Annotated in this window: 20 protein-coding genes; 4 read left to right on the top strand and 16 right to left on the bottom strand. The window is 29.2% G+C overall.

Translation table 11 applies throughout. The features are described from left to right. Nucleotides 1-81: 81 nt before the first annotated feature. Nucleotides 82-1,824 (top strand): ABC transporter ATP-binding protein, encoded by a 1,743-nt coding sequence (locus ACX0KU_RS08150; protein WP_472989306.1) that lies wholly within the window; start codon nucleotides 82-84, stop codon nucleotides 1,822-1,824. A gap of 34 nt (nucleotides 1,825-1,858) precedes the next feature. On the opposite strand, the gene ACX0KU_RS08145 is transcribed toward ACX0KU_RS08150, so the two are convergent. The 10 genes from ACX0KU_RS08145 to infC all read right to left on the bottom strand — a co-directional run bounded on the left by ACX0KU_RS08145 (nucleotide 1,859) and on the right by infC (nucleotide 12,196). After that, a complete protein-coding gene (locus ACX0KU_RS08145) occupies nucleotides 1,859-2,236 on the bottom strand; it encodes a hypothetical protein (protein ID WP_472989305.1) in 378 nt (125 codons plus the stop codon). Nucleotides 2,237-2,524: 288 nt separating this feature from the next. Then, nucleotides 2,525-3,034 carry a VanZ family protein gene (locus ACX0KU_RS08140; protein WP_472989304.1) on the bottom strand — a complete coding sequence of 170 codons (510 nt, stop codon included), beginning with the start codon at nucleotides 3,032-3,034 and terminating at the stop codon, nucleotides 2,525-2,527. 91 nt (nucleotides 3,035-3,125) lie between these two features. After that, the gene (locus ACX0KU_RS08135; protein ID WP_472989303.1) at nucleotides 3,126-3,506 is read right to left on the bottom strand and encodes a DUF6262 family protein; all 381 of its coding nucleotides are present in this window, start codon (nucleotides 3,504-3,506) and stop codon (nucleotides 3,126-3,128) included. After that, the gene (locus ACX0KU_RS08130) at nucleotides 3,507-5,612 is read right to left on the bottom strand and encodes a tyrosine-type recombinase/integrase (protein WP_472989302.1); all 2,106 of its coding nucleotides are present in this window, start codon (nucleotides 5,610-5,612) and stop codon (nucleotides 3,507-3,509) included. Next, a complete protein-coding gene (locus ACX0KU_RS08125) occupies nucleotides 5,602-6,735 on the bottom strand; it encodes a tyrosine-type recombinase/integrase (RefSeq protein WP_472989301.1) in 1,134 nt (377 codons plus the stop codon). Before ACX0KU_RS08125 ends, ACX0KU_RS08130 begins: the two co-directional genes overlap by 11 nt. Nucleotides 6,736-6,942: 207 nt before the next feature. Next, the gene (locus ACX0KU_RS08120) at nucleotides 6,943-9,150 is read right to left on the bottom strand and encodes a heavy metal translocating P-type ATPase (RefSeq protein WP_472989300.1); all 2,208 of its coding nucleotides are present in this window, start codon (nucleotides 9,148-9,150) and stop codon (nucleotides 6,943-6,945) included. Nucleotides 9,151-9,180: 30 nt separating this feature from the next. Next, on the bottom strand, nucleotides 9,181-9,549 hold the full coding sequence (locus ACX0KU_RS08115; RefSeq protein WP_472989299.1) for an ArsR/SmtB family transcription factor: 369 nt from the start codon (nucleotides 9,547-9,549) through the stop codon (nucleotides 9,181-9,183). Nucleotides 9,550-9,700: 151 nt separating this feature from the next. Further along, nucleotides 9,701-10,660, bottom strand: coding sequence for an NAD(P)-dependent oxidoreductase (locus tag ACX0KU_RS08110; RefSeq protein ID WP_472989298.1), 960 nt, complete (start codon nucleotides 10,658-10,660; stop codon nucleotides 9,701-9,703). Nucleotides 10,661-10,684: 24 nt separating this feature from the next. Continuing rightward, on the bottom strand, nucleotides 10,685-11,563 hold the full coding sequence (locus ACX0KU_RS08105; RefSeq protein WP_472989297.1) for a radical SAM/SPASM domain-containing protein: 879 nt from the start codon (nucleotides 11,561-11,563) through the stop codon (nucleotides 10,685-10,687). Between the two features lie 141 nt (nucleotides 11,564-11,704). Continuing rightward, entirely contained in the window at nucleotides 11,705-12,196 is a 492-nt protein-coding gene (infC, locus tag ACX0KU_RS08100) for a translation initiation factor IF-3 (protein WP_472989296.1), read from the bottom strand. A 212-nt stretch (nucleotides 12,197-12,408) separates the two neighbouring features. Between infC and ACX0KU_RS08095 the strand changes: the two genes are divergently transcribed. Beyond that, complete coding sequence (locus ACX0KU_RS08095) at nucleotides 12,409-13,617, top strand: alanyl-tRNA editing protein (protein ID WP_472989295.1); 1,209 nt, start codon at nucleotides 12,409-12,411, stop codon at nucleotides 13,615-13,617. A gap of 44 nt (nucleotides 13,618-13,661) precedes the next feature. On the opposite strand, the gene ACX0KU_RS08090 is transcribed toward ACX0KU_RS08095, so the two are convergent. From ACX0KU_RS08090 to ACX0KU_RS08070, 5 genes are all read right to left on the bottom strand, one after another. Next, the gene (locus tag ACX0KU_RS08090; protein ID WP_472989294.1) at nucleotides 13,662-14,024 is read right to left on the bottom strand and encodes a hypothetical protein; all 363 of its coding nucleotides are present in this window, start codon (nucleotides 14,022-14,024) and stop codon (nucleotides 13,662-13,664) included. A gap of 76 nt (nucleotides 14,025-14,100) precedes the next feature. Then, nucleotides 14,101-14,604 (bottom strand): PIN domain-containing protein, encoded by a 504-nt coding sequence (locus tag ACX0KU_RS08085; RefSeq protein WP_472989293.1) that lies wholly within the window; start codon nucleotides 14,602-14,604, stop codon nucleotides 14,101-14,103. Between the two features lie 124 nt (nucleotides 14,605-14,728). Beyond that, entirely contained in the window at nucleotides 14,729-14,974 is a 246-nt protein-coding gene (locus ACX0KU_RS08080; protein ID WP_472989292.1) for a hypothetical protein, read from the bottom strand. A 128-nt stretch (nucleotides 14,975-15,102) separates the two neighbouring features. Next, entirely contained in the window at nucleotides 15,103-16,404 is a 1,302-nt protein-coding gene (locus ACX0KU_RS08075) for a M18 family aminopeptidase (RefSeq protein WP_472989290.1), read from the bottom strand. 184 nt (nucleotides 16,405-16,588) lie between these two features. Further along, complete coding sequence (locus ACX0KU_RS08070) at nucleotides 16,589-18,010, bottom strand: hypothetical protein (RefSeq protein ID WP_472989288.1); 1,422 nt, start codon at nucleotides 18,008-18,010, stop codon at nucleotides 16,589-16,591. A 299-nt stretch (nucleotides 18,011-18,309) separates the two neighbouring features. Between ACX0KU_RS08070 and ACX0KU_RS08065 the strand changes: the two genes are divergently transcribed. After that, nucleotides 18,310-19,491 carry a cation diffusion facilitator family transporter gene (locus ACX0KU_RS08065; protein WP_472989287.1) on the top strand — a complete coding sequence of 394 codons (1,182 nt, stop codon included), beginning with the start codon at nucleotides 18,310-18,312 and terminating at the stop codon, nucleotides 19,489-19,491. Nucleotides 19,492-19,655: 164 nt separating this feature from the next. After that, nucleotides 19,656-20,765 carry a PRK06851 family protein gene (locus ACX0KU_RS08060; RefSeq protein WP_472989286.1) on the top strand — a complete coding sequence of 370 codons (1,110 nt, stop codon included), beginning with the start codon at nucleotides 19,656-19,658 and terminating at the stop codon, nucleotides 20,763-20,765. 32 nt (nucleotides 20,766-20,797) lie between these two features. Here the strand turns inward: ACX0KU_RS08060 and trpA are convergent, their stop codons facing one another. Beyond that, on the bottom strand, nucleotides 20,798-21,574 hold the full coding sequence (trpA, locus tag ACX0KU_RS08055) for a tryptophan synthase subunit alpha (RefSeq protein WP_472989285.1): 777 nt from the start codon (nucleotides 21,572-21,574) through the stop codon (nucleotides 20,798-20,800). Nucleotide 21,575: the final 1 nt, after the last annotated feature.

Here is a 21,575-nt window from a genome sequence, read left to right as displayed (position 1 = left end):
TGAAAACTAATTAACAGAAAGTAGGTGAACTCTATTTGAATTAAATTGAGTTATAACTTAATTAATTTAAATTGAATAATTATGAACAGTATTAAAAAATTTATCAGCTATTATAATCCATATAAACATTTATTCTTTTCTGATATGTTTTGTGCTTTAACCTTATCTGGAATTGACCTTCTATTCCCTCTTGTTGTAAGGTATCTTCTTAATGATGTTTATATTATGGAAGATAGAGGTAGAATACTTCATTACGTATTAATAATAGGAAGTGTTTTGTTTATGTTATATATAATTAGATATTTATGCCAATACTTTATAACTTCTTGGGGACATATAATGGGAGCAAGAATGGAAGCAGATATGAGAAGAGATATATTTAACCATCTTCAAAAATTATCTTTTTCTTATTATGATGAGCATAATACAGGAAAGCTTATGTCAAGAATAGTTACTGATCTATTTGATATATCTGAGCTCGCTCATCATGGGCCTGAGGATGTATTTATATCAATTGTTAAAATTACTGGATCATTTATAATACTTTTTAGCATAAATGTAAAGCTCACCTTATTATTATTCTTCTTTACAATTGCAATGCTTCTTTTCTCATATTCCTACAATAAAGTAATGAGAAATGTCTTTAAAAGAAATAAAGAAAAAATAGCAAATGTTAATGCTCAAATACAAGATAGTCTATCTGGAATAAGAGTAGTTAAGTCCTTTGCAAATGAATCTATAGAATCCTTTAAATTTGGTAAGGGTAATGAAGAGTTTTTAAAGACTAAGGAAGAAAGTTACTTTATAATGGGCAGATTCTTTAGTGGAAATAGCTTTTTCCAAGGAATTTTATATCTTTCCGTTATACTTTTAGGGGGAATTTTTATAAGCTTAGGTTCCTTAAAAACTTCTGATCTTGTAGTTTATATTCTTTACATAAACATATTTTTAAATCCTATAGATAAACTTATAAACTTTACTGAGCAATTTCAAAAAGGTATAACAGGATTTGAGAGATTTTTAGAGGTAATGAATACAAACCCTGACATTGAAGATCGCATAAATGCTGTAGAACTTATAAACCCTAAGGGTAACATAGTATTTAAGGATGTTTCTTTTAGTTATAATGATAAGTACGATGTATTAAAAAATGTAAATATAAAAATTCTAGCTGGAAAGACTATTGCCTTAGTAGGTCCTTCTGGTGGTGGAAAAACTACCTTCTGTAGTCTTATACCTAGGTTTTACGAAATTAATGAAGGAAGTGTAACAATAGATAATCAAGATATAAGAGATATAAAATTAAACTCTTTAAGAAATTCTATTGGAATAGTTCAACAGGACATATATATGTTTGCAGGGACTGTAAAAGAAAATATAGCCTATGGAAACCCAATGGCCTCTGATGAGGACATATTTGAAGCAGCTAAAAAGGCTAATATTCATGACTTTATTATAAATCTTAAGGATGGCTATAACACCTATGTAGGTGAAAGAGGAGTAAAGCTTTCTGGTGGACAAAAGCAGAGAATGTCTATTGCAAGAGTATTCCTTAAGAATCCTCCAATACTAATATTAGATGAGGCAACCTCAGCTTTAGATAACGAAAGTGAAAAGTTTATACAAAATTCTCTTGAAGAATTATCTAAAAATAGAACTACCTTAGTTATTGCTCATAGATTAAGCACTATTAGAAATGCAGATGAAATAATTGTACTTACTGATGAAGGGGTTCAAGAAAAAGGTACTCACAAAGAGCTACTAAGTAAGGATGGACTATATGCTTATCTTTACAATATGCAATTTGAAGATATTTTAGAGTAGTTAGTGCTAACACTAACTACTCTGTTTTTTTACTCTAAGGAATCACAGTGTGAGATAAGTTAAGTTTTTCTCCACCACCATAGATTAAAACATTATAGCTTCCTGGAACAGTCTCAGGACTTACAATCCAATTAAAAGTTGTTTGACCACTATCTCCGGTAATACGCCATTGAGTTACATCAACAACTCTATTACCCACTTTAAAAGAAGATTTTAGCGTGTATTTTGTTTTAGCCTTACCTTGTATAGTAATATACCCAACACTTCCATGCTTGAGTGTGGTCTGTGAATTAACTACCTTTAAATTGGCTGAAGTTGCTTCCCCTTGAGTTTGAATAGCTGCTAATTTTTCTGTATTAGAAACTATATCAATTTTATTACTACATCCTATCATAAGTGTAAAAACGAGCAAAATGTATAACAATTTAGATTTCACAACATCACCTCATTTTATTGTTATACATATATTGCCCATTATTAAATCCTAATATTACAAAAAATAAGGGCACTTTATATTTATCAAGAGTAAATTTATAAAAAGTATCAATATATATAACTTCTAATATACTATATATGTATAATATGTTACAAAAATAAGAACTCCAACAAAGTCGTTGGAGTTTTTTATTTAGTAATATAATAATTGTGGATAACCTATTGATAAAGTTATTTATAACATTTGGTTCGTCATATTAGAATATTATGAATTATTAATATCTAATTGCTGTATTGAAATAAAACGAGCAGATATTCGATAAAATATGTATCCACATAACGCACCAAATACATTTAGTAAAACATCATCTACATCAAAATCACCAATTGCAGTTAATAATTGAATAATTTCGAGTATTAGACTCAAAATAAATGAACTAAAAATTATTGATTTAAATTTACTTAGTCTATTAAAAACTATTGGCAATAAGAAACCTAACGGTACAAATGCAACGATATTTCCCAATATGTTTTTCATTGAGATTCTAACACTATGACTTTCGAATAAAAATCTAAAAATAGTTTTCATAGGTATAAAATTACTCTTTGCAATTCTAACACTTAATGGCGATATTTCATCTGACTTAAGGATTGTCAGTATCATGTCCATTGGATATTTAAATAATATAACCTTGATTAATAATGCTAAGTAAATAGAAAATACAACCCACATTATAACTTTTCCTTTTTTAGTTTTCATTAGTTTAAAACTCATTAAATCTCCCCCTATATTTGCTTGTTAATACGCAATATTATACAATTACGACTTAGTTTCTATGATTAATTATACCATAAATTTCATAAAACTATAATTGATTGTAAATATCAGCATAATTAACTTTAAGCTGTTCTTTAAGTTTTTTATTTTCTTCCTCAAGTCTTTTTATTTTTCTCTTTAAACTTGCTATAATAGCGTCCTTATTATTCTCATTCATTTCTCTTTTAACCTGTGATGGAGTAGGTACTTGTGATTGTTGATGTCTAAGCACCTCTATACTCTCTCTAATCTCCTTATTATCATAAAGTGTTTTTTTAGTAATTCCACTTTCACTTGCAACACTATTAAAGTTAACAGATTTTTGAGCCTTTATAAGTCTTTGTATTGCTATATCTACTTTTTCTTGAGTTATAGCCTTACGTTTACTATGTAACTCTTTTAAATGCTCTGTACGGTTATAATTACTCATTTAATCCACCTTCTTTTTTAACTTATCTAATCTACTATAAATCATACTTCCTTGTGATATTTTAGAATAAATATCTTCATATAATTTTAGTAACTCTTCATTTTCGTTTGCCATTTCAGTTCTGTTATATATTTTAGCATTTTCAATCATATTTTTAGTTGAATTTATTAGTATTTCATACTTAATCGTATCACCTTCAAATGCTCCAATACATAAGTCTTTACAAGGACTTCCATTATTGCAAGTTAAGCAAGGTGGTTGTTTAGCGTAACTACACTTTCCATTTTTTCTTTGCATACAAGTACCATAAGGTGTATCAATAGCATTTAGCTTGTGGCTGGTATAAAGCATATCTATAATATCAGAAGGTATTTCTCCATCATTTTCTTCTTTTAATTTATCACTTTCATCAAAACTAAATACTCCTTGCTTTACTGCATTATCAAATACTTTTCTTTTGGTGTCATCAAGTAATTTAGCATATCTCATAGTCATTTCAGGTGAGGCGTGAGCCAATAATTCTTGAACAGTAAGTATATCAGCACCACCATTTAACATCTTAATAGCATAAGTATGTCTAAATGAGTGATTTTTAAAGTGATATCTCTTTCCAAGTTCATCACTTATATTGAGATTTTTAGCCAATTCATTTAGTCTATCTTGAACCCATCCTTTACCATATGGTTTACCTTTTCGATAACCTTTGTATCTAACAAATATATAATTTTCAGGGTTATTATCTTCATTACTATAACTTTTAGCATTATCAACTAAAACTGCCAATATATTAGCAAGTTCATCATCAATGGGAATTTTATGACCTTCTACATAAGTTTTTTCGATATCTGTTTCCACCCAAAATTTATTATTCAGTTTAACTAAGCAATCTTGTCTTAACTCTAAAACATCTGATATTCTAAGTCCTGTCTTAAACATTATATAAACTACTGGAATAACTTCTTTATGAAGATTATTTATGTTATCAAATAACTGCTCTAATACAAAGTCGGGGACATAGTCTATTTGGTCTACGGGCTTCTTGTGTATCTTAGGTTTATCTTCAGGAAGTATTAAGATTCTAACATTTTTTATAGGAGCAATATCATATTCTCTTATTTGAATATCAGATAAAAACTTTTGAATAATAGTTAATGATTTTAATATATAATGTTTTGAATTAGCATTTTTATTAGTTAAATTATTTTTAGAATATATATTTAACCATTCTATATATTTTAATATATGATGTCTTTCTAAACCTTTTAAATCATTCCAAGTAGGCTCTAATTTACAAATAAAATTCAAAAAATCTGGCAATTGATATATAAAGTAATTTCGTGCAGTTCCAAAAGAAAACTTATTATTGGCAATCAATCTTTGTTTTATATATTTCTTTGCTTCTTCTCTGATTTTAAGGTTATTTATTTTACTAAAATCAATAAAATAATGAGTGGTTGATTTATTATAGGTTATCCCGTATTGCTCTAAGTTTCTAACGTCCCATATATCTTTTTCCCATTCTTCTCTTTCATCAGTTAAAGTGTTAAATGAATTCATTATAAATTCTAAATAATTAGCAACAGAAGTTTTGTTTTCATACTCCTTATAAAGCGCCTTTGACGTTGAAATAGTTTTTATATTTTTACTACTTAACCAATCTATCCATTGAATACTTGTTTTCTCTAATTCCAATTCTTTAAATGAGTTTATGTTAGGATATTTTTCATTAATAAACTCTGCTAATCGTCTAATAAACTGCATTTGACTCATTAAAACTGATTGTAAACTCCATTCATCAGAAAACAATTTATTATATACTATAAATTTCATTTCTTTATTTATATTTTCATTGTTAAATGGAAATGAGATATTCTTATTAGGATATTTGTAGTTTTCAACATTCTCTTTAAATTGTTCTATACCAGCAAAAAACTCTATATGCCATTTATTGTTTTCTAAAAAGTAAGTTGTAGGGATTTCTGTATATGTTACTGATTTATCTTTGTTTACTTTCTTTTCAATATACTTTGATAGCGTTTCTGTTATTTTATCATTAGAATTATTTACTGTATCTTGTCTAAAAATACTTGTTACATTACTTGTCATTAGTACCTCCCTTAGTTATCTTAAATGATGGTTGTGCTATTTCCCAATTAGCCCTTATATCTTCATCAGAAGGATGTAAATACATATTCATAGTAGTTTGTATTTGAGAGTGTCCTAAACGCTCCTGTACTTGTTTTATATCTTTGGTAGTTTGATAATATATAGTAGCGTGAGTATGCCTTAAAAGATGTGCGTGAACGTCTATTCCAGTTTTCTTTTTAAGTCTTTTGAATAAATCACTAACATCTTGATATTCTAAAGGTTTGCCTTTATTTGCACCTCTTAATTTTACAAAAATAAAATTAGTATCTATCTCTAATTCATCTAAAATATCATAGGCATAATCATCAAATAAATCTACCAATTCTTGTGATATATGTATCTCTCTTTCTCCTGTTTTTAACATTGCTCCATTAGGAAGTTCCCCTCTATCCACTAACTTAATTCTATGTCCTTTGTTATGGTCAAATATAATATCTTCTATAAATAAAGATAAGGCTTCGCCTATTCGGAGTCCCGTTTCAAATAACAACTTTATTAAAAATTCATCTCTAATGTTAGTTGTTGCATAATATACCTTTTGCATTTCTTCTTTTGTTAGAATTTTAACTTTACGTCTTGGTTCTTTTATTTTTAATATATTCTTACTTGAAGGCTTATCTTTGTTTACATGATAGAGAAAATCCTTATAATGTCTGTTACCACCAGTAAATACTTGTTTCACAAGTTTATCAACCATATCGTTGTCTATTTCTTCTGTTCTATACAAATAATCATAGAAGTTTGTTATAACTGTAATAGTTAAGTTAACTGTTTTTTCTGTTCTCTTTGCTTTAGTTGGCTTTATATTAACTACCTTATCACTTTCATATGGATTTCTAAGCCACCCTACAAAGTCTGAAAGTATGTTTATATTAACATTCTTATAATCTACATTTATCTTTTTTAGATATTTAAAATATAGTTTTAATGAGTAGCAGTAAGTCTTTTGAGTATTAAAACTCTTTTCACTATTATCTATATATTTTAAATATCTTGCTACTGGCATTATTGGTAATCCATCATCACCAACTAACAAATATCTTCTTTGGTTATTATCCAACTTTACTTCTTGTACCCTCATCTTTGGTTCACCTTCCTCTTACTTAGTTTATTCTATCTACTCAACATTATACTACACTTATTATACTATTTATATTAACTATATTTAGTAATATTCCTATATAAAAAAGATATAGGAATTAGTAGTAATTTATACTAACTATCCTATATCTATAATACTATATTTAAGTATAAAGTCCCCTTATTTATTCATCTGTATTATACACTTTTAATATTCTTTTACTTTCATAACTCTCATAGAATTAAGTACTGCAATTAATGCAACACCTACATCTCCAAAAACTGCTTCCCACATTGTAGCTATACCAAACGCTCCTAGAAGTAAAATTACTCCTTTTACTCCTAATGCAAAAACTATATTTTGCATTACTATTGTTTTTGTTCTCTTTGCTATTTTAATTGCAGTTACAATTTTAGATGGTTCATCTGTCATAATAACTACATCAGCAGCTTCAATTGCTGCATCTGAACCCACTCCACCCATGGCTATTCCAATATCTGCTCTAGCAAGTACAGGAGCATCATTTATTCCATCTCCAACAAATATAATTTTTCCCTTTGAAGATTTTTGACTATCTATCATTTCTAGCTTTTCTACTTTTTCATGTGGCAGAAGTTCTGAATAAATCATATCTAATTCTAAGTCTTTTCCTATTTTATCTGCTACCGTTTTATTATCTCCTGTAAGCATAACAATCTTTTTTATTCCAATCTCTTTTAAGCCTTTAATAGCTTCTTTTGAATCTTCTTTAACTTCATCTGATATGTTTATATACCCTGCATATTTTCCATCAATGGCTAAATGTACTATTGTTCCAAGAGAACTTGTATTACTATAACTAATTCCTTCTTTATCCATAAGCTTATAGTTACCTGCAATAATCTCTTTTCCTTCAAACTTTATCTTGATTCCATATCCTGAAAGTTCATCATAGCTTTCTATTTTCTCTTTATTAATTTCTTTTCCATAGGCTTTTAAAATAGATGTAGCTATTGGATGATTAGAATAACTCTCCACAAAGGCAGCATATTCTAATAAAAGCTCTCTGCTTATATTCTCTTCTGGAACAATTTCAGTAACCTTAAAGACACCTTTTGTTAGAGTACCAGTCTTATCAAACACAACTGCTTCAACATTATTTAAAGCTTCTAAATAGTTTCCACCCTTAACAAGAATACCGTTTTTAGATGCTCCTCCAATACCTCCAAAGAATCCAAGTGGTATAGACACTACTAAAGCACAAGGGCAAGATACAACTAAAAATACTAGAGCTCTATATACCCATTGTGAGAAAGTTGCCCCACTTATAACTAATGGTGGAATAAGCGCAAGTGCCGCTGCTATTATAACTACAGCTGGAGTATAATACATTGCAAATTTCGTTATGAAGTTTTCAGTAGGTGCCTTCTTTCCACTTGCATTTTGCACTAAATCTAAGATTTTTGCTACTGTAGACTCTCCAAACTCTTTTGTAACCTCTATATTTAATAAGCCATTTTTATTAATAAATCCTCCTAGGACAGCATCTCCTTTTTCCACTTCTCTTGGAAGAGATTCTCCTGTTAGAGCAGAGGTATCAAGCATAGATGTACCTTCTAATATATTTCCATCTAGTGGAATCTTTTCCCCAGGTTTTACTATAATAATATCCCCTATATTTACTTCCTCAGGAGAAACAACAATTACTTTGTCTCCTACTTTTAAATTAGCAGCGTCTGGTCTAATGTCCATTAAGTCTTCAATAGACTTTCTTGATTTATTAACTGCCACATCTTGAAAGAATTCTCCTACTTGATAGAACAGCATAACTGCTACCCCTTCTGGAAATTCTCCAATTGCAAAGGCACCCACAGTTGCTATACTCATCAGAAAATTCTCATCAAATACTTGTCCCTTACCAATATTCTTAAGAGCCTGTAATAAGACTTCTCCTCCAATTAATATATAACTAATAAGATGTAACGTTAATTCATATTTAAAGGAGAGTTTAAAAATTGATGCAAAAGCAAATATACCTACTCCCAAAATGAACTTAATTAAATCCCCTTTACTTTCTAATAAATTCCCATGCTCATGACTATGATCATGGCTGTGTCCATGATTATGCTGTTGGTCATGATCATGTTCATGGCTATGCTCATGTAATCTTTTTTTATTCAGTTTAGTATTTATTTTTTCCTTCACTATTACGTCAGATTCTATACTTGTTACTACTTCACTTATAGCCGTAGTATATTCATTTATTTTATCTTCATCTATTTCTACAGATAAGGTAGTTGTTACAAAGTTAATAGATGCATTACTAACTCCATTTAGTTTATTTAAGCCTCTTTCCATTTTTGCTGCACAACTTGCACACCCAAGTCCCTCTAATATAAACTCTTTTTTATGTGTTCCCTTCCCCTTACTATCCATACCCAACCTCCTAAAAGCTAAAATTTAATGCTACTTTTCAGTTACATGTATAAGTCCTTGATCAAAAATTTGTTTTACATGCTCATCGTCTAGAGAATAATAAACAACCTTTCCTTCTTTTCTGTTTTTAACTAGTCTAGCTTGTTTAAGAACTCTAAGTTGATGAGAAATTGCTGATTGAGTCATTCCAAATAATGCAGCAACATCGCATACACACATTTCAGCTTCAAACAAGGCGTACAGAATTTTAATTCTTGTGGTATCTCCAAAAACCTTAAAGACCTCAGCTAAATCATATAAAGTCTCCTCTTCTGGAATACCTTCTTTTACTTTATTAACTATATCTTCATGTATTATAGAGCAATTACAGCTTTCTGCTGTAATTTTATTATTCGACATTTAATATCCCCCTTACAATAATATATGAACATATGAATAACCATTCATATATTATTATATAATTTTGAGAAGATATGTCAATATAATTTTATAAATTAATAAAAATGTGCATTATAAAAGGAGGAATATACTTCCTCCTTTTATAATGCACCTATTTACTTACAACATTAATTGGATTTCCTTCAGTAAATGCTTTAATATTATCAGCTAAAAGCTGTAAAAGTCTTTGTCTTGATTCAAAACATCTCCATCCTATATGTGGAGCCATAATTACATTATCCATATAAAACAAAGGATTATCAAGTTCTGGTGGTTCTTGCTCTTGAACATCAAGACCTGCACCAGCAATCTGACCATTCTTTAAAGCTTCGATTAAATCAGCTTCTTTTATAATAGGTCCTCTTGATGTATTAATAATAAAGGCAGTTGGCTTCATTAAGCTTAATGTTTCTTTATTTATAAGATGTCTTGTGCTTTCAGTAAGAGGGCAATGAATACTAACAAAATCACTGTTCTTAAGTAACTCTTCAAGAGAAACAGATTTTATATTTGGATTATCCCAAACCTTTGGAGTTCTATTATATACAAGTATATTCATTCCAAGAGCTAAAGCAACTTGCATTACTTGCTGGCCGATAGTACCAGATCCAATTATTCCAAGAGTCTTATTTTGCACCTCAACATGAGGTACTTGAAGATGTTCCGTAAAATTATCGAAATTTTTAGCTTTAATCATATTTTGCTGTATTGTCATTGAAGAGCATAAATTTAGTATGAATGTAATAGTTAGTTGAGCCACTGCTTCAGTGCTATATCCTGGAATATTACAAACTATAATATTTTTTTCTCTTGCAGCATCCATATCTATATTATTATAACCTGTACCTGCTTCACAAATCAGCTCAACTGAATCTGGAAACTTTTCTATTAAATTTCTACCAATAGGCAATTCTTTAGTTATAATAATATTTTGTCCTTTAACTCTTTCCAAAATTTCTTCATCATTACTTAAATCATATTTAGTAAAATTCGTTACGTTAATTAGTGATGAAAAGTCTAACTTGTTATCAAAGTCTACTTTAGCTGAGTTTAAAAATACTGTATTTTTCATGGCTACCTCCCTATATTTAGATATTTATATATTAAATTTTCTTCTGAATCCACACTTCCTACACAATTCTTCTACCACTTCTTTTTTTGAGAAACCATTGTAAATATTGTTAGCTCTATCACTATTAATTATTTCTGAAAAATTTATATCATGAACATTGCCTAGATTAATTACCCCTTCTCCATCAAGACAACATGGAACTACCGTCCCATCTACCAATATAGCAATTTGATTTCTAAGTCCATAACAAAAACCTTTATCATGATCCTCTTCCTTATCAAGTGCTGGCCATTCAAATTCATGATCTTGATTTAAATATAGTCTCTCCTCTATTTTAATGCCTCTACCGGGGCTAATTTTCTCTTCAATATTATAAGGCAAGTTAAATTCTCTCTGAATCATTCTAAGTATGTCTAGATTCTTCTTCCTCTGAAGATTTGTCACATTATCTTCATCTAGGTTCCATAATCTAAAAGATATTATAATATTAGTTTCTCTTAAGGCTTCCTTCGTAAAAGATATGATATCCTTTACATAGTCTTCCTTATTTCCATTCCCTTCATTTCCATCAAAGCTATGTAATGAAAAATTAATTTGCCTAAGGGCAGGCTTTGTAATTATCTTTTCTTTAACTTTATTTATAAGGGTTCCATTTGTTGTTATATTAACCTTAAGTCCTTTTTCGTAACTTAAGTCTAGAAATTTATCTATTTCAGGGTGAAGCAGTGGCTCCCCTTTTACATGAAAATATATATAATCTGTATATGGTTTTACCTGGTCTAATATTTTATCAAATTCTTCAGACTTCATAATTTGTGAAGTCCTTTTTGTTTGCGGGCAAAAACTACATGAGAGATTGCACATATTAATTATCTCTATATAGAACTTTTTAAATCTCTTCATTGGCTAATACCTCGATATCATTGTATATATAAAATAATAAGTCTTAATTTTATTTTAGTATACATAATTTATTACTTTACAATAGAACTAGTTTTTTATATAGATAAGAGATAGATATTTCCTATCTACCTCTTTTATTAGTTATACTGTTTTTTTAGGAGCAAGAATCATAGTCATGTTATTTCCTTCTAATCTAGCTGGCTTTTCAACGATTCCTGAATCTCCAATCTTAGAAAGAAATATATCAAACACTTTAGATCCTATGTCAGTGTAATTATTTTGTCTTCCTCTGAATCTCATAGAGACTTTAACTTTATTTTCACCTAATAGGAACTTTCTAGCGTTATTAGCTTTAATCTCTATATCATGCTCTTCAATAGTAGGACTTAATCTTACTTCTTTAAGTTGAACAATCTTTTGATTTTTTCTATTTTCTTTTTGCTTTATAGATTGTTGATAAAGAAACTTACTATAGTCCATTATTCTACATACGGGAGGATTAGCTGTAGGAGAAATCATAACTAAATCTAAATCTCTATCAAATGCCATTTTAAGAGCATCTTTAGTATTAACAATTCCTTCTTCTTCCTCTCCTATTAACCTAATTTCCTTTTCTTTAATGTCTTCATTCATTATTAAATCTTTATTAATAATATTGCACCTCCAAATTTTCTATTTTATGGTCTCATAGTATAAGTATACTCCAATATTTATAATACTCCAAGAATTTTATTTTATCAATAACATAAATGTATTTTATGTTACAATAAGGTATACAAATTTAATCCATATTAATCTATAAGTAAGTGTAATAAACACTACATATAAAAAGGAGTTGCAGAATAATGGAAAGACTTTATTATGAAAATCCCTACCAAATAGAATTTACTGCTGAAGTTATAAATGTAATTGAAAAAGATAACAAATATCATATTGAACTTGACAAAACCTGCTTTTATCCTGAAGGTGGTGGTCAGCCAAGTGATACTGGATACATAAACTCTATTCCAGTAACCTATGTATACGAAGATAATAAAACAGTATATCATGTAGTCGATGTAAAACCTATAAAAATTCACAGAGTTAAATGTAGTATAGATTGGAGCAGAAGATATGATTATATGCAACAACATCTTGGACAGCATATTCTATCTGCCTCTTTTTTTGATTTACTAAAAATAAATACTATTGGCTTTCACCTTAGTGAAAACTATACGACTATTGATATTGATAAAATTATAGGAGAGGACGAAATTAAAAAAGTAGAAGAAACCGCAAATAAAGTAGTATTTGATAATATTCCTGTTGAGATATTGTATCCAACTAATTCAGAACTTAAAAAACTTCCTCTTAGAAAAGCTATTCCAAAAACTGAAGATCAAATTAGAATAGTTAGAATTGGAGAATTTGATATAAATGCTTGTTGCGGAACTCATCCTAAATCAACAATTGAAGTACAAATTATTAAAATTGTGAAGTGGGAAAAATATAAAAATGGAACAAGGATTTATTTCTTATGTGGATCAAGAGCAATTTCTGATTACTGTGAAAAACATTCAGCAATAAATAGGATGTCTAGTATTTTCTCCTGCAGTACTGAGAATGTACTAACCGAAGTAGAACGTCTTAAGGGAGAGCTTAATAAAGCTCTTACTGAAAAATCCTTTTTAAAGGCTGAGATTACTCAATACCAAGTTAAAGATATGCTAGACTCCTGTGAAAGTATAAATGATGTAAAAGTTCTTAAAACTATATATGAAAGTGGAGATTTAAAAGACATTAATAGCTTAGCATCAAAGCTATCCGCATTTGAAAATGTTATAGTATTATTTGGATTAAAGTCTGATGACAAGTCACACCTAGTATTTATGCGTTCAAAGGATTTAAAGGTAATTAGTATGAATCTACTTTTAAAAGATGCCATAACCTTAATTGACGGAAAAGGTGGTGGAAGTGATTTTTCTGCACAAGGCGGTGGGAAAAATAACAATAATTTAGAATCAGCTATAGACTATGCATATAAGAAAGTTAAGGACTCTATACTAGCTAAATAGAAATAATAATATTTAAAAGCTGAGAAGTTTAATTTATAGACTTCTCAGCTTTTTGATCTTAGTCTTATAGCTAGTTTTTTTACTCCAAGTGTTACGTAAAATCCTATAACACAGACAATAACATAAATTGGTACATACATAAGTCCTTTAATATTATACTTTATCACACTAGACATAGAAAAAGATATTATTGCTATTAGAGTAGCGTAACCTACCTTTCCTATTACACCTTCTGAAAGAACTCCTGTAATAAAAGCTGATATTGGGAAAAATACAAACATCATATAAGCTATTTGCCCAAGATCTGACTCTGTAGCTTTATATGCTATTGGGATAAAAAGGTAATTCATTATAAGTGAAATTATTAATACAACTATGCTTTTATTTAAATCAGTTTTAGCTCTCATAATTAACCCTCTTTATTCGCAAGTTTAATAACTTATTACTTTATATACGAAAACTATTATAGAGAAGTTCGTTTCTTTACATAACATTTAATTCCTCTAAATCTTTTATAAACTCTTTAAACGTTAATATTCTTGAGTTTTCTATTATGGATTTTGCACTATTATATAAATTTCTGTCCTCTGTGACTAGAATATATTTTTTATCTTTTCTACAAACCTCCATAAGCCTATAATCATTTCCTGATATCTTATTTCCGTCCATATGGTAAATATCTTTCCTAGCATCATATTTAATATTAGTATTTATACCTATATCTTCATCTAGAATATCCTGAACTTCCTTTTCCCCATTGCTATCTTTTTCATCTATTATATGATTTAATAACTCTAGAAACTTACTTGATAGAACTGATATTCCACCTACCACTTTAAATTCTTTTACTGATAACTCTTCTGCTATAGGTCTAGATATTTTAAAATCAATTCCTTCCGCATGTTCCATAGCCTTAAATAATCCAGGGTATTTATTCCAAATCTTTATAACTATATTTGCATCTAACAGGTACTCTTTATTGTCCATATAATTGCACTCCTTTTATAGTTATATAGCTGTATCTATATAGAATATAATATTCCTTAACTCATATAATTCATTCCTATTCTCTTGTGTTTTTAAATCTTAAGCATTTCTAATAAATTATATTTTACTTATCTGTTAATAACACATTAGATGCATGAGTAAGATATACCTTTCCATTCTTATCTATAATCTGTATTTGATCACTATCATCGTAATCCTTCCATTGTGCTACTTCTAATTCTATCACTTCATTGCCTATATATATCTTAGCCTTATTGAATGTATATTTAGTATCTAGTACTGTCTTATTTCCACATCCAGTTAAAATAACAGTTCCAAATAAAATCATCCCTATAAGTTTCTTTTTCATTCTTTATTCCTCCGTATATGCTTTGTATAATTATAAAACCGTATATTCATTTTATCATATTATACCATTTTAATTCTTAACAGCTTCTTCTCCCATAACAAACTTTTCAAATCTATTAAATGGATAGACTATAAGTTGTAAAACTCCTCAAATACTCTAGTAACATAATAATGGTCTTTAACACCTGAAAGTTCCCTTATTGAATGCATTGCAAGCATTGGTACTCCTATATCAACTGAGCGTATATTTAAATGAGTTGATGAAATAGGTCCTATAGTAGATCCTCCTTTTTCATCGGATTTATTTACAAACTTTTGAACTGGTACCCCTGCTTTTTCGCATAGTGCTACAAATACAGATGATGAGTCAGCATCTGAAGTATAACTTTGGCTAGCTGCGATTTTTATAGCAGGGCCTTTATTTATAACTGGTCTATTTGTAGGATCACCTTTTTCTCCTCTATTTGGATGTGTAGCATGTGCTGCATCAGCTGATATTATAAAGCTTTTTGAAAGAGCTCTAAAAAAGTCTTCTCTATTGCCACCTAGTGATAATACTATTCTTTCTAATACATTTGAAAGCATTTCAGAATCTGCTCCTTGCTTTGTTGCACTTCCTACTTCCTCATTATCAAAACATACTAGTATATTTGTAGCCTTTGATATTCTTGAGTTTATTAAAGCATGAAGTCCAGCATGAATAGCTTCTAAATCATCTAGTCTAGATGCGGATATAAACTCATCCTCTACGCCTATAACATTTCCCTTATCATATTCGTATAAAAATAAATCAAAGTCTAATATATCTTTATAGTTAATATTTAGCTCCTTAGATATTAGTTTTATTAGATAGTTTTCCTTTTCAAATCCTTCATTAATTAAAGCCAGTAGTGGAAGCATATCCACTTGCTTATTTAGCTCAATACCCTCATTTACTTTTTTATTCATGTGAATTGCAAGATTTGGTATTATCATTATAGGCCTTTTAATGTTTACAAGTCTTACATCTGGGTATAATAAATTCTCTCCTCTTATGATTACTCTTCCTGCAAGTGATAGAGGTCTATCTAACCAAGTATTTAATATTGGTCCACCATATACTTCTGTATTTAATTTAATGTATGTATTTTCTGATATCATTCCTGAATTTGGCTTAACTCTAAAGCTTGGAGAATCTGTATGTGCTCCTATTATCTTAAATCCACTCTCTTGAACTTTCTCCGGTCCTACTGTAAAAGCTATTAATGCTGAATCATTTTTTGTCACAAAATACTTAAATCCTTTGTGTAGTGCCCACGAATCTTCTTCCCTTAATTCCTTAAAACCATTTTCCCTCAATATATCTTTTACATTTTTTACTGCATGAAAAGCTGTAGGGCTATCATATAAAAAATCTATCAATTCATTAGCGAATTTTAATTCCTTTGTCATAAAATCCCTCCAAAATTTAATTTCTATATTAGAATATACAATATCATTATTAAAGTTACATAACATGCTTATGTATTTCTAAGTATAAGGTACATTAATAATATATTTTTACTATACCAATAATAAAAAGTCTTGCTATAATCCTAAGATTTATACCAAGACTTCTATTATTCTTATTAACTTATTACTTAGCTGGTGTTTCTACTGTTTCTGTAGTTTCTATATTTGATACTTCTGTAGTTTGAACCATCATATCAGCTAAATCTATTGAATTCTTTTCATTAACTTCTGGCATTGGAGATATTTTAATATCTTTATTTATATTTGTTATATTTGAACCAAAGTTTATAGTTAGTGTATATATTGATTTAGTATCATTTGTTTGTCCTGGTTGTACTACTCCCATTAAAGCTGCAGCTTCTGCTGAATTTATTGTGATTTTAAAGCTTCCCTTTTGATAAGAAACAAAACCTTCCTTATCTACACCGCATACTACAGATAAATCAAACTTAGCAACTTTGTTGATCATATCTAATGCCGGTAACATTTCATTCATCATTTGATCAAAATCTTCATCACTAATTTTTTGTCCACCTATAGCTGGATTAGTAGCATTTATGATATTTATGTAATCCTTTAATGCCTTTTTCATTTCTTTATCTTGTATAGAAAGTTTAATTAACTGCATTAGTTTATCATTGTCTAAATTAACATTATAAACTTTTGATAAATTTTTAGCTGTTTCAGTATCTAATTTAGTTAAATCTCCCTTTGATATAATATCAAGCTTCGCATCAGCTATTTTTAAAACATTTTCAAAGCTAGTTGTAAATTTTGTATTAAAGCTTTGTGCCATATTCATTATACTGCTAAAGTCCGGAGTAACTGCACCAGCAGGTGTTGACATAGCCATTAACTTCTCTAAATCATAAATAAGATATTGCTTATCTTTTAAACTTGGATCAGACATCTTTGCAAACTCTGGAATTTCAATTATCATCTTCATCTTTGGCGTAGTTCCAGTGAAATCCATATCTGCCCAAATGTCCATGTCCATAGACATACCCATCATGTCAAACTTCATATTTCCATCTAGTGAAGCCTTCATATTATTATCACTTGCTTTAGTTTTGGCAGTTACATCTAATTTAAATGCATTTACTATTGGAAGTATTCCAGCTAAAGCTGCTTTTTCTTCATCTGATAAATTTTCTCCAGCTAAATTTGCAGTAAGTCCAAATTTTTGTTCACTTGAAACTATACTTTGATTCAATTTAGCTGCAAGGAGTAGTTCATCTACTGCAATAGATGGTTTTACCTCACTTCTACTTACATATAAATCTAAAAGATAAGTATAAGCTGATTTATAAGTTGGATCTGATATGTCAAATAGTAATGTTCTTGCCTCTTTAATTTTCTCTTCTGTTGGGTTGGCTTTTATCTCTTGTAGTACATCGTAGGCTTGTTTCTTTAGATTTTTTTCTACATTTTGCACTACTTGTCCCTTATCTTCTGTTGCTGCCATAGCTTTAACTGGTGTAAATCCTATTCCCCCAATTAACATCCCAGCTGCTAGTGCCATAGAAATGATTTTTTTATTTCTCATTCTTATTCCCCTCTCCTGATATTTTTACAATTTATCTTCTATATGGAAAATAACCCATATTATACAGTTTACTATATTGAAAATTTTTTATCAATCTTGTTGCCCAAAATTTATAAAGTATTAATATTTTATAAATTTTATATATTTGCTTAAAACTTCTATGAGATGATTATACTATATTAATATCAAGGTTTTATATTTACTTAAAAGCATTAATAAAAGAACTTATATTTGATATAAATAAATATTGTGTTAAAATTACTTGTAAAGTTTTCTAACTATAATTTGGAGGAAAAGGCATGTTATCTAAATTTTTAGTCTCACGTTTTATTAAAAACCCTGAAAACATAAGCGATAGTAAAGTTAGAGATTCTTATGGTTATCTAGGTGGAATAGTAGGTATAATTGTAAATATAATATTATTTGTAGTTAAAATATCTGTAGGGCTAATAGTGAAGAGCATTGCTGTTACAGCTGATGCTTTTAATAATCTATCAGATGCACTATCTTCTATAATTACTATAGCAGGATTTAAATTAGCCTCAAAACCTGCAGATGCAGAGCATCCCTTTGGTCATGGAAGACTTGAATACATCTCAGGACTTATAGTAGCCTTTATGGTTATATTAGTAGGTTTTGAATTTATTAAATCATCCTTTGATAGAATAAGGGATCCGTCAGCCATAACTTTTGAGCTTATACCCTTTGTTTTAATCGTTTTATCAATTTTTACAAAGATTTGGCTTAGTCGATTTAATAGTTTTATAGGAAAGACTATTAATTCTTCAGCTCTTCAAGCATCTTCTTTAGATGCTTTAGGAGATGTGATAACATCTAGTACTGTTGCACTTTCCTTACTACTATCTAAATGGATTTCCTTTCCTATAGACGGATATATAGGAGTTCTTGTGTCTTTATTTATTTTGTACTCTGGATACTCTTTAATAAAAGAGACCATGAATCCTCTTTTAGGAGAGGCTCCTGAACCTGAGTTTGTGGAGGAGATTAAACGTGAGATATTATCTTATGATTGTATAATTGATATTCATGACTTAATAATTCATAACTATGGTCCTGGAAGACGCATGGCTTCACTACATGCGGAAGTTCCTTGTGATTTGCCTTTTGTGAAAATTCATGAGGTAATTGATAGGGCAGAAAGAGAAATTTCAACTAAACATAATATATTCTTAGTAATACACATGGACCCTCTTAATACAGATGATGAGGAACTCCAAGAGGCTATGAATGAAATGAATACTATTTTGAAAAAGTTTCCTGAAATAAAATCCTTTCACGATTTTAGAATAGTTGGAGAGGGAGAATGTAAAAATATACTCTTTGATATCGTTGTAAATATAAATAAGAATTTTGATATAAATAAAGATGGCTTATACCTAATAAACGAAATTGATAAGGAATTAAAAAAACTTCATCCAAACTACAATGCTATGATTACAATTGATAGAGATTTTTCTTAAAGCTAGTTATAATTAAATACTTAGACTAAAGCGGAGTTATCTAATTTGATAGCTCCTTTTTTATTTTGAAATACTAATTTTAAAACTTATGTTAAATTTATGGCAATTAAAATCAAACTCAATAATATACTATACTAGATATATAAAAATAGGAGTGTGATTTAATGAAAGGTGAATTTAGACATTTCTTTCCTGGTGGAAATACATCTAAAGGATTTTATTCTTTCTATAGATATATTCTATCACAAGAAACAGCAAGAAGAATAATTTGCATTAAGGGTGGTCCAGGTACAGGCAAGTCTTCTCTTATGAAAAGAGTTGGTCAATATTTTAATGAAAAAGGCTATGATATAGAATATCATCATTGCTCTTCCGATAATAATTCTCTTGATGGTATAGTTATAAAGGGATTGAATGTAGCTCTTCTTGACGGGACTTCGCCTCACATAGTTGATCCTGTAAATCCTGGAGCTGTAGATGAGATATTAAATATGGGTGATTGTTGGAATGAGCAAGGTTTTAAAGACTATAGAAGCACTATTATTTCTATAAATAAACAAGTAGGAAAAACCTTCAAAAGAGCTTATAGATATATAGGTGCTGCTAAAACTATACATGATGATTGGAGTTCCTACAATTCTGAAGCTCTCAATCTTTCCAAATTAAATCTTTTTAAAGAGGAATTTAAAAATGATATATTATCTAATATAAATGTATCTTCAATGGGAACCGATAGACATTTATTTGCTACAGCTTTCACTCCAAATGGAATCGTTACCTATATAGATTCTATTTGTGCTAACTACAAGAGAGTTTATGTATTAAATGCTGGACCTGGTACTGGTAAGACTAACTTACTAAGCTATATATCTGAAGAAGCTCTAAGAAGAGGTTTATTTGTTGAGATTTATCATGATCCATTGATACCTGAAAGAATAGAGCATGTGCTAATACCATCATTAAGCATAGCTATAATCTCTTCTAATGAAATAAACAAGAGAAATTTTGTTGGAAATCAAATCAACATGGAAGACTTCTTAAATAAGAGACTTATTAATAAAAATGCTGAAGAGATAGCAGTTGCTAAAGAAACCTTCTATTCATTACTAGACAAAGGTTTATCTATAATTGCAAGCGCAAAAAAACTTCATGACGAATTAGAAAAATCTTATATTCCTAATATGGACTTTGATAAAGTAGAAGACGTATTTAATAAAATCATACTCAAACTATTAAAATACGAAAAAGAAAGTAAAGATAACGTAATACTTTAAAAAGAATCCCCACTGGGGATTCTTCTTTATATTTATTCAAAACATAATTCCTTCACAAAATTCTCTAAAACTTTTGTACATCCATTACTTTCTTCAACTACACTTACAATAGCAGAACCTACAATGACTCCATCTACATAATCCTTTAGTTTATCTATATGTTCTTTATTTGATATTCCAAAGCCCACAGCTATAGGTAAATCAGTACAAGCTCTTACCTCTTTTAAAAATTCTTCTATCTCACTGTGAAATTCTCCACCTCTTCCCGTTACCCCTAATGAGGATACACAATATACAAATCCACTTTTATTATCTAGAACCTTTTTTATTCTTTGCTTAGATGTAGGTGCAACTAAAGGAATTAACGCAACACTACTTCCCTCTAAATGTGGCTGAATCTCATCCTGCTCTTCTATTGGTAAATCAGGAATTATAAGACCATCAATACCTACCTCTTCACACCTCTTTATAAATCTTTCCATACCGTAAGCAAATACAGTGTTGTAATATACTAAAAATACTAAAGGTATATCTGTATTTTTTCTTACTCTCTCTACTACGTTAAATATCTTTTCTAAATTAGTACCTCCTTTTAGAGCTATTTCTCCAGCTCTTTGTATAACTGGTCCATCTGCCACTGGATCAGAGTAAGGTATACCAATTTCAATAAGACTTGCTCCTCCTCGCTCCTTCGCATATATCAATTCTTCCGTTTTATCAATAGACGGGAACCCTGCTGTAATATAGGTTATTAAAGCCTTCTTATTTTCTTTTTTTAGTTCATTAAATTTTATATTTATTCTATTCATA

The organism is Clostridium sp. X (genome assembly GCF_055755365.1).
This window is presented reverse-complemented; position numbering and strand designations above follow the sequence as displayed.

Bases quoted from the DNA above. Each gene is read 5' to 3' on its own strand.
- ACX0KU_RS08130 (WP_472989302.1), bottom strand. From the start codon at position 5,612: ATGACAAGTAATGTAACAAGTATTTTTAGACAAGATACAGTAAATAAT.
- ACX0KU_RS08060 (WP_472989286.1), top strand. From the start codon at position 19,656: ATGAAAGGTGAATTTAGACATTTCTTTCCTGGTGGAAATACATCTAAA.
- trpA (WP_472989285.1), bottom strand. From the start codon at position 21,574: ATGAATAGAATAAATATAAAATTTAATGAACTAAAAAAAGAAAATAAG.
- ACX0KU_RS08070 (WP_472989288.1), bottom strand. From the start codon at position 18,010: ATGAGAAATAAAAAAATCATTTCTATGGCACTAGCAGCTGGGATGTTA.
- ACX0KU_RS08115 (WP_472989299.1), bottom strand. From the start codon at position 9,549: ATGTCGAATAATAAAATTACAGCAGAAAGCTGTAATTGCTCTATAATA.
- ACX0KU_RS08080 (WP_472989292.1), bottom strand. From the start codon at position 14,974: ATGAAAAAGAAACTTATAGGGATGATTTTATTTGGAACTGTTATTTTA.
- ACX0KU_RS08105 (WP_472989297.1), bottom strand. From the start codon at position 11,563: ATGAAGAGATTTAAAAAGTTCTATATAGAGATAATTAATATGTGCAAT.
- ACX0KU_RS08085 (WP_472989293.1), bottom strand. From the start codon at position 14,604: ATGGACAATAAAGAGTACCTGTTAGATGCAAATATAGTTATAAAGATT.
- ACX0KU_RS08125 (WP_472989301.1), bottom strand. From the start codon at position 6,735: ATGAGGGTACAAGAAGTAAAGTTGGATAATAACCAAAGAAGATATTTG.
- ACX0KU_RS08120 (WP_472989300.1), bottom strand. From the start codon at position 9,150: ATGGATAGTAAGGGGAAGGGAACACATAAAAAAGAGTTTATATTAGAG.
- ACX0KU_RS08065 (WP_472989287.1), top strand. From the start codon at position 18,310: ATGTTATCTAAATTTTTAGTCTCACGTTTTATTAAAAACCCTGAAAAC.
- infC (WP_472989296.1), bottom strand. From the start codon at position 12,196: ATGAATGAAGACATTAAAGAAAAGGAAATTAGGTTAATAGGAGAGGAA.
- ACX0KU_RS08095 (WP_472989295.1), top strand. From the start codon at position 12,409: ATGGAAAGACTTTATTATGAAAATCCCTACCAAATAGAATTTACTGCT.
- ACX0KU_RS08110 (WP_472989298.1), bottom strand. From the start codon at position 10,660: ATGAAAAATACAGTATTTTTAAACTCAGCTAAAGTAGACTTTGATAAC.
- ACX0KU_RS08140 (WP_472989304.1), bottom strand. From the start codon at position 3,034: ATGAGTTTTAAACTAATGAAAACTAAAAAAGGAAAAGTTATAATGTGG.
- ACX0KU_RS08135 (WP_472989303.1), bottom strand. From the start codon at position 3,506: ATGAGTAATTATAACCGTACAGAGCATTTAAAAGAGTTACATAGTAAA.
- ACX0KU_RS08150 (WP_472989306.1), top strand. From the start codon at position 82: ATGAACAGTATTAAAAAATTTATCAGCTATTATAATCCATATAAACAT.
- ACX0KU_RS08075 (WP_472989290.1), bottom strand. From the start codon at position 16,404: ATGACAAAGGAATTAAAATTCGCTAATGAATTGATAGATTTTTTATAT.
- ACX0KU_RS08090 (WP_472989294.1), bottom strand. From the start codon at position 14,024: ATGAGAGCTAAAACTGATTTAAATAAAAGCATAGTTGTATTAATAATT.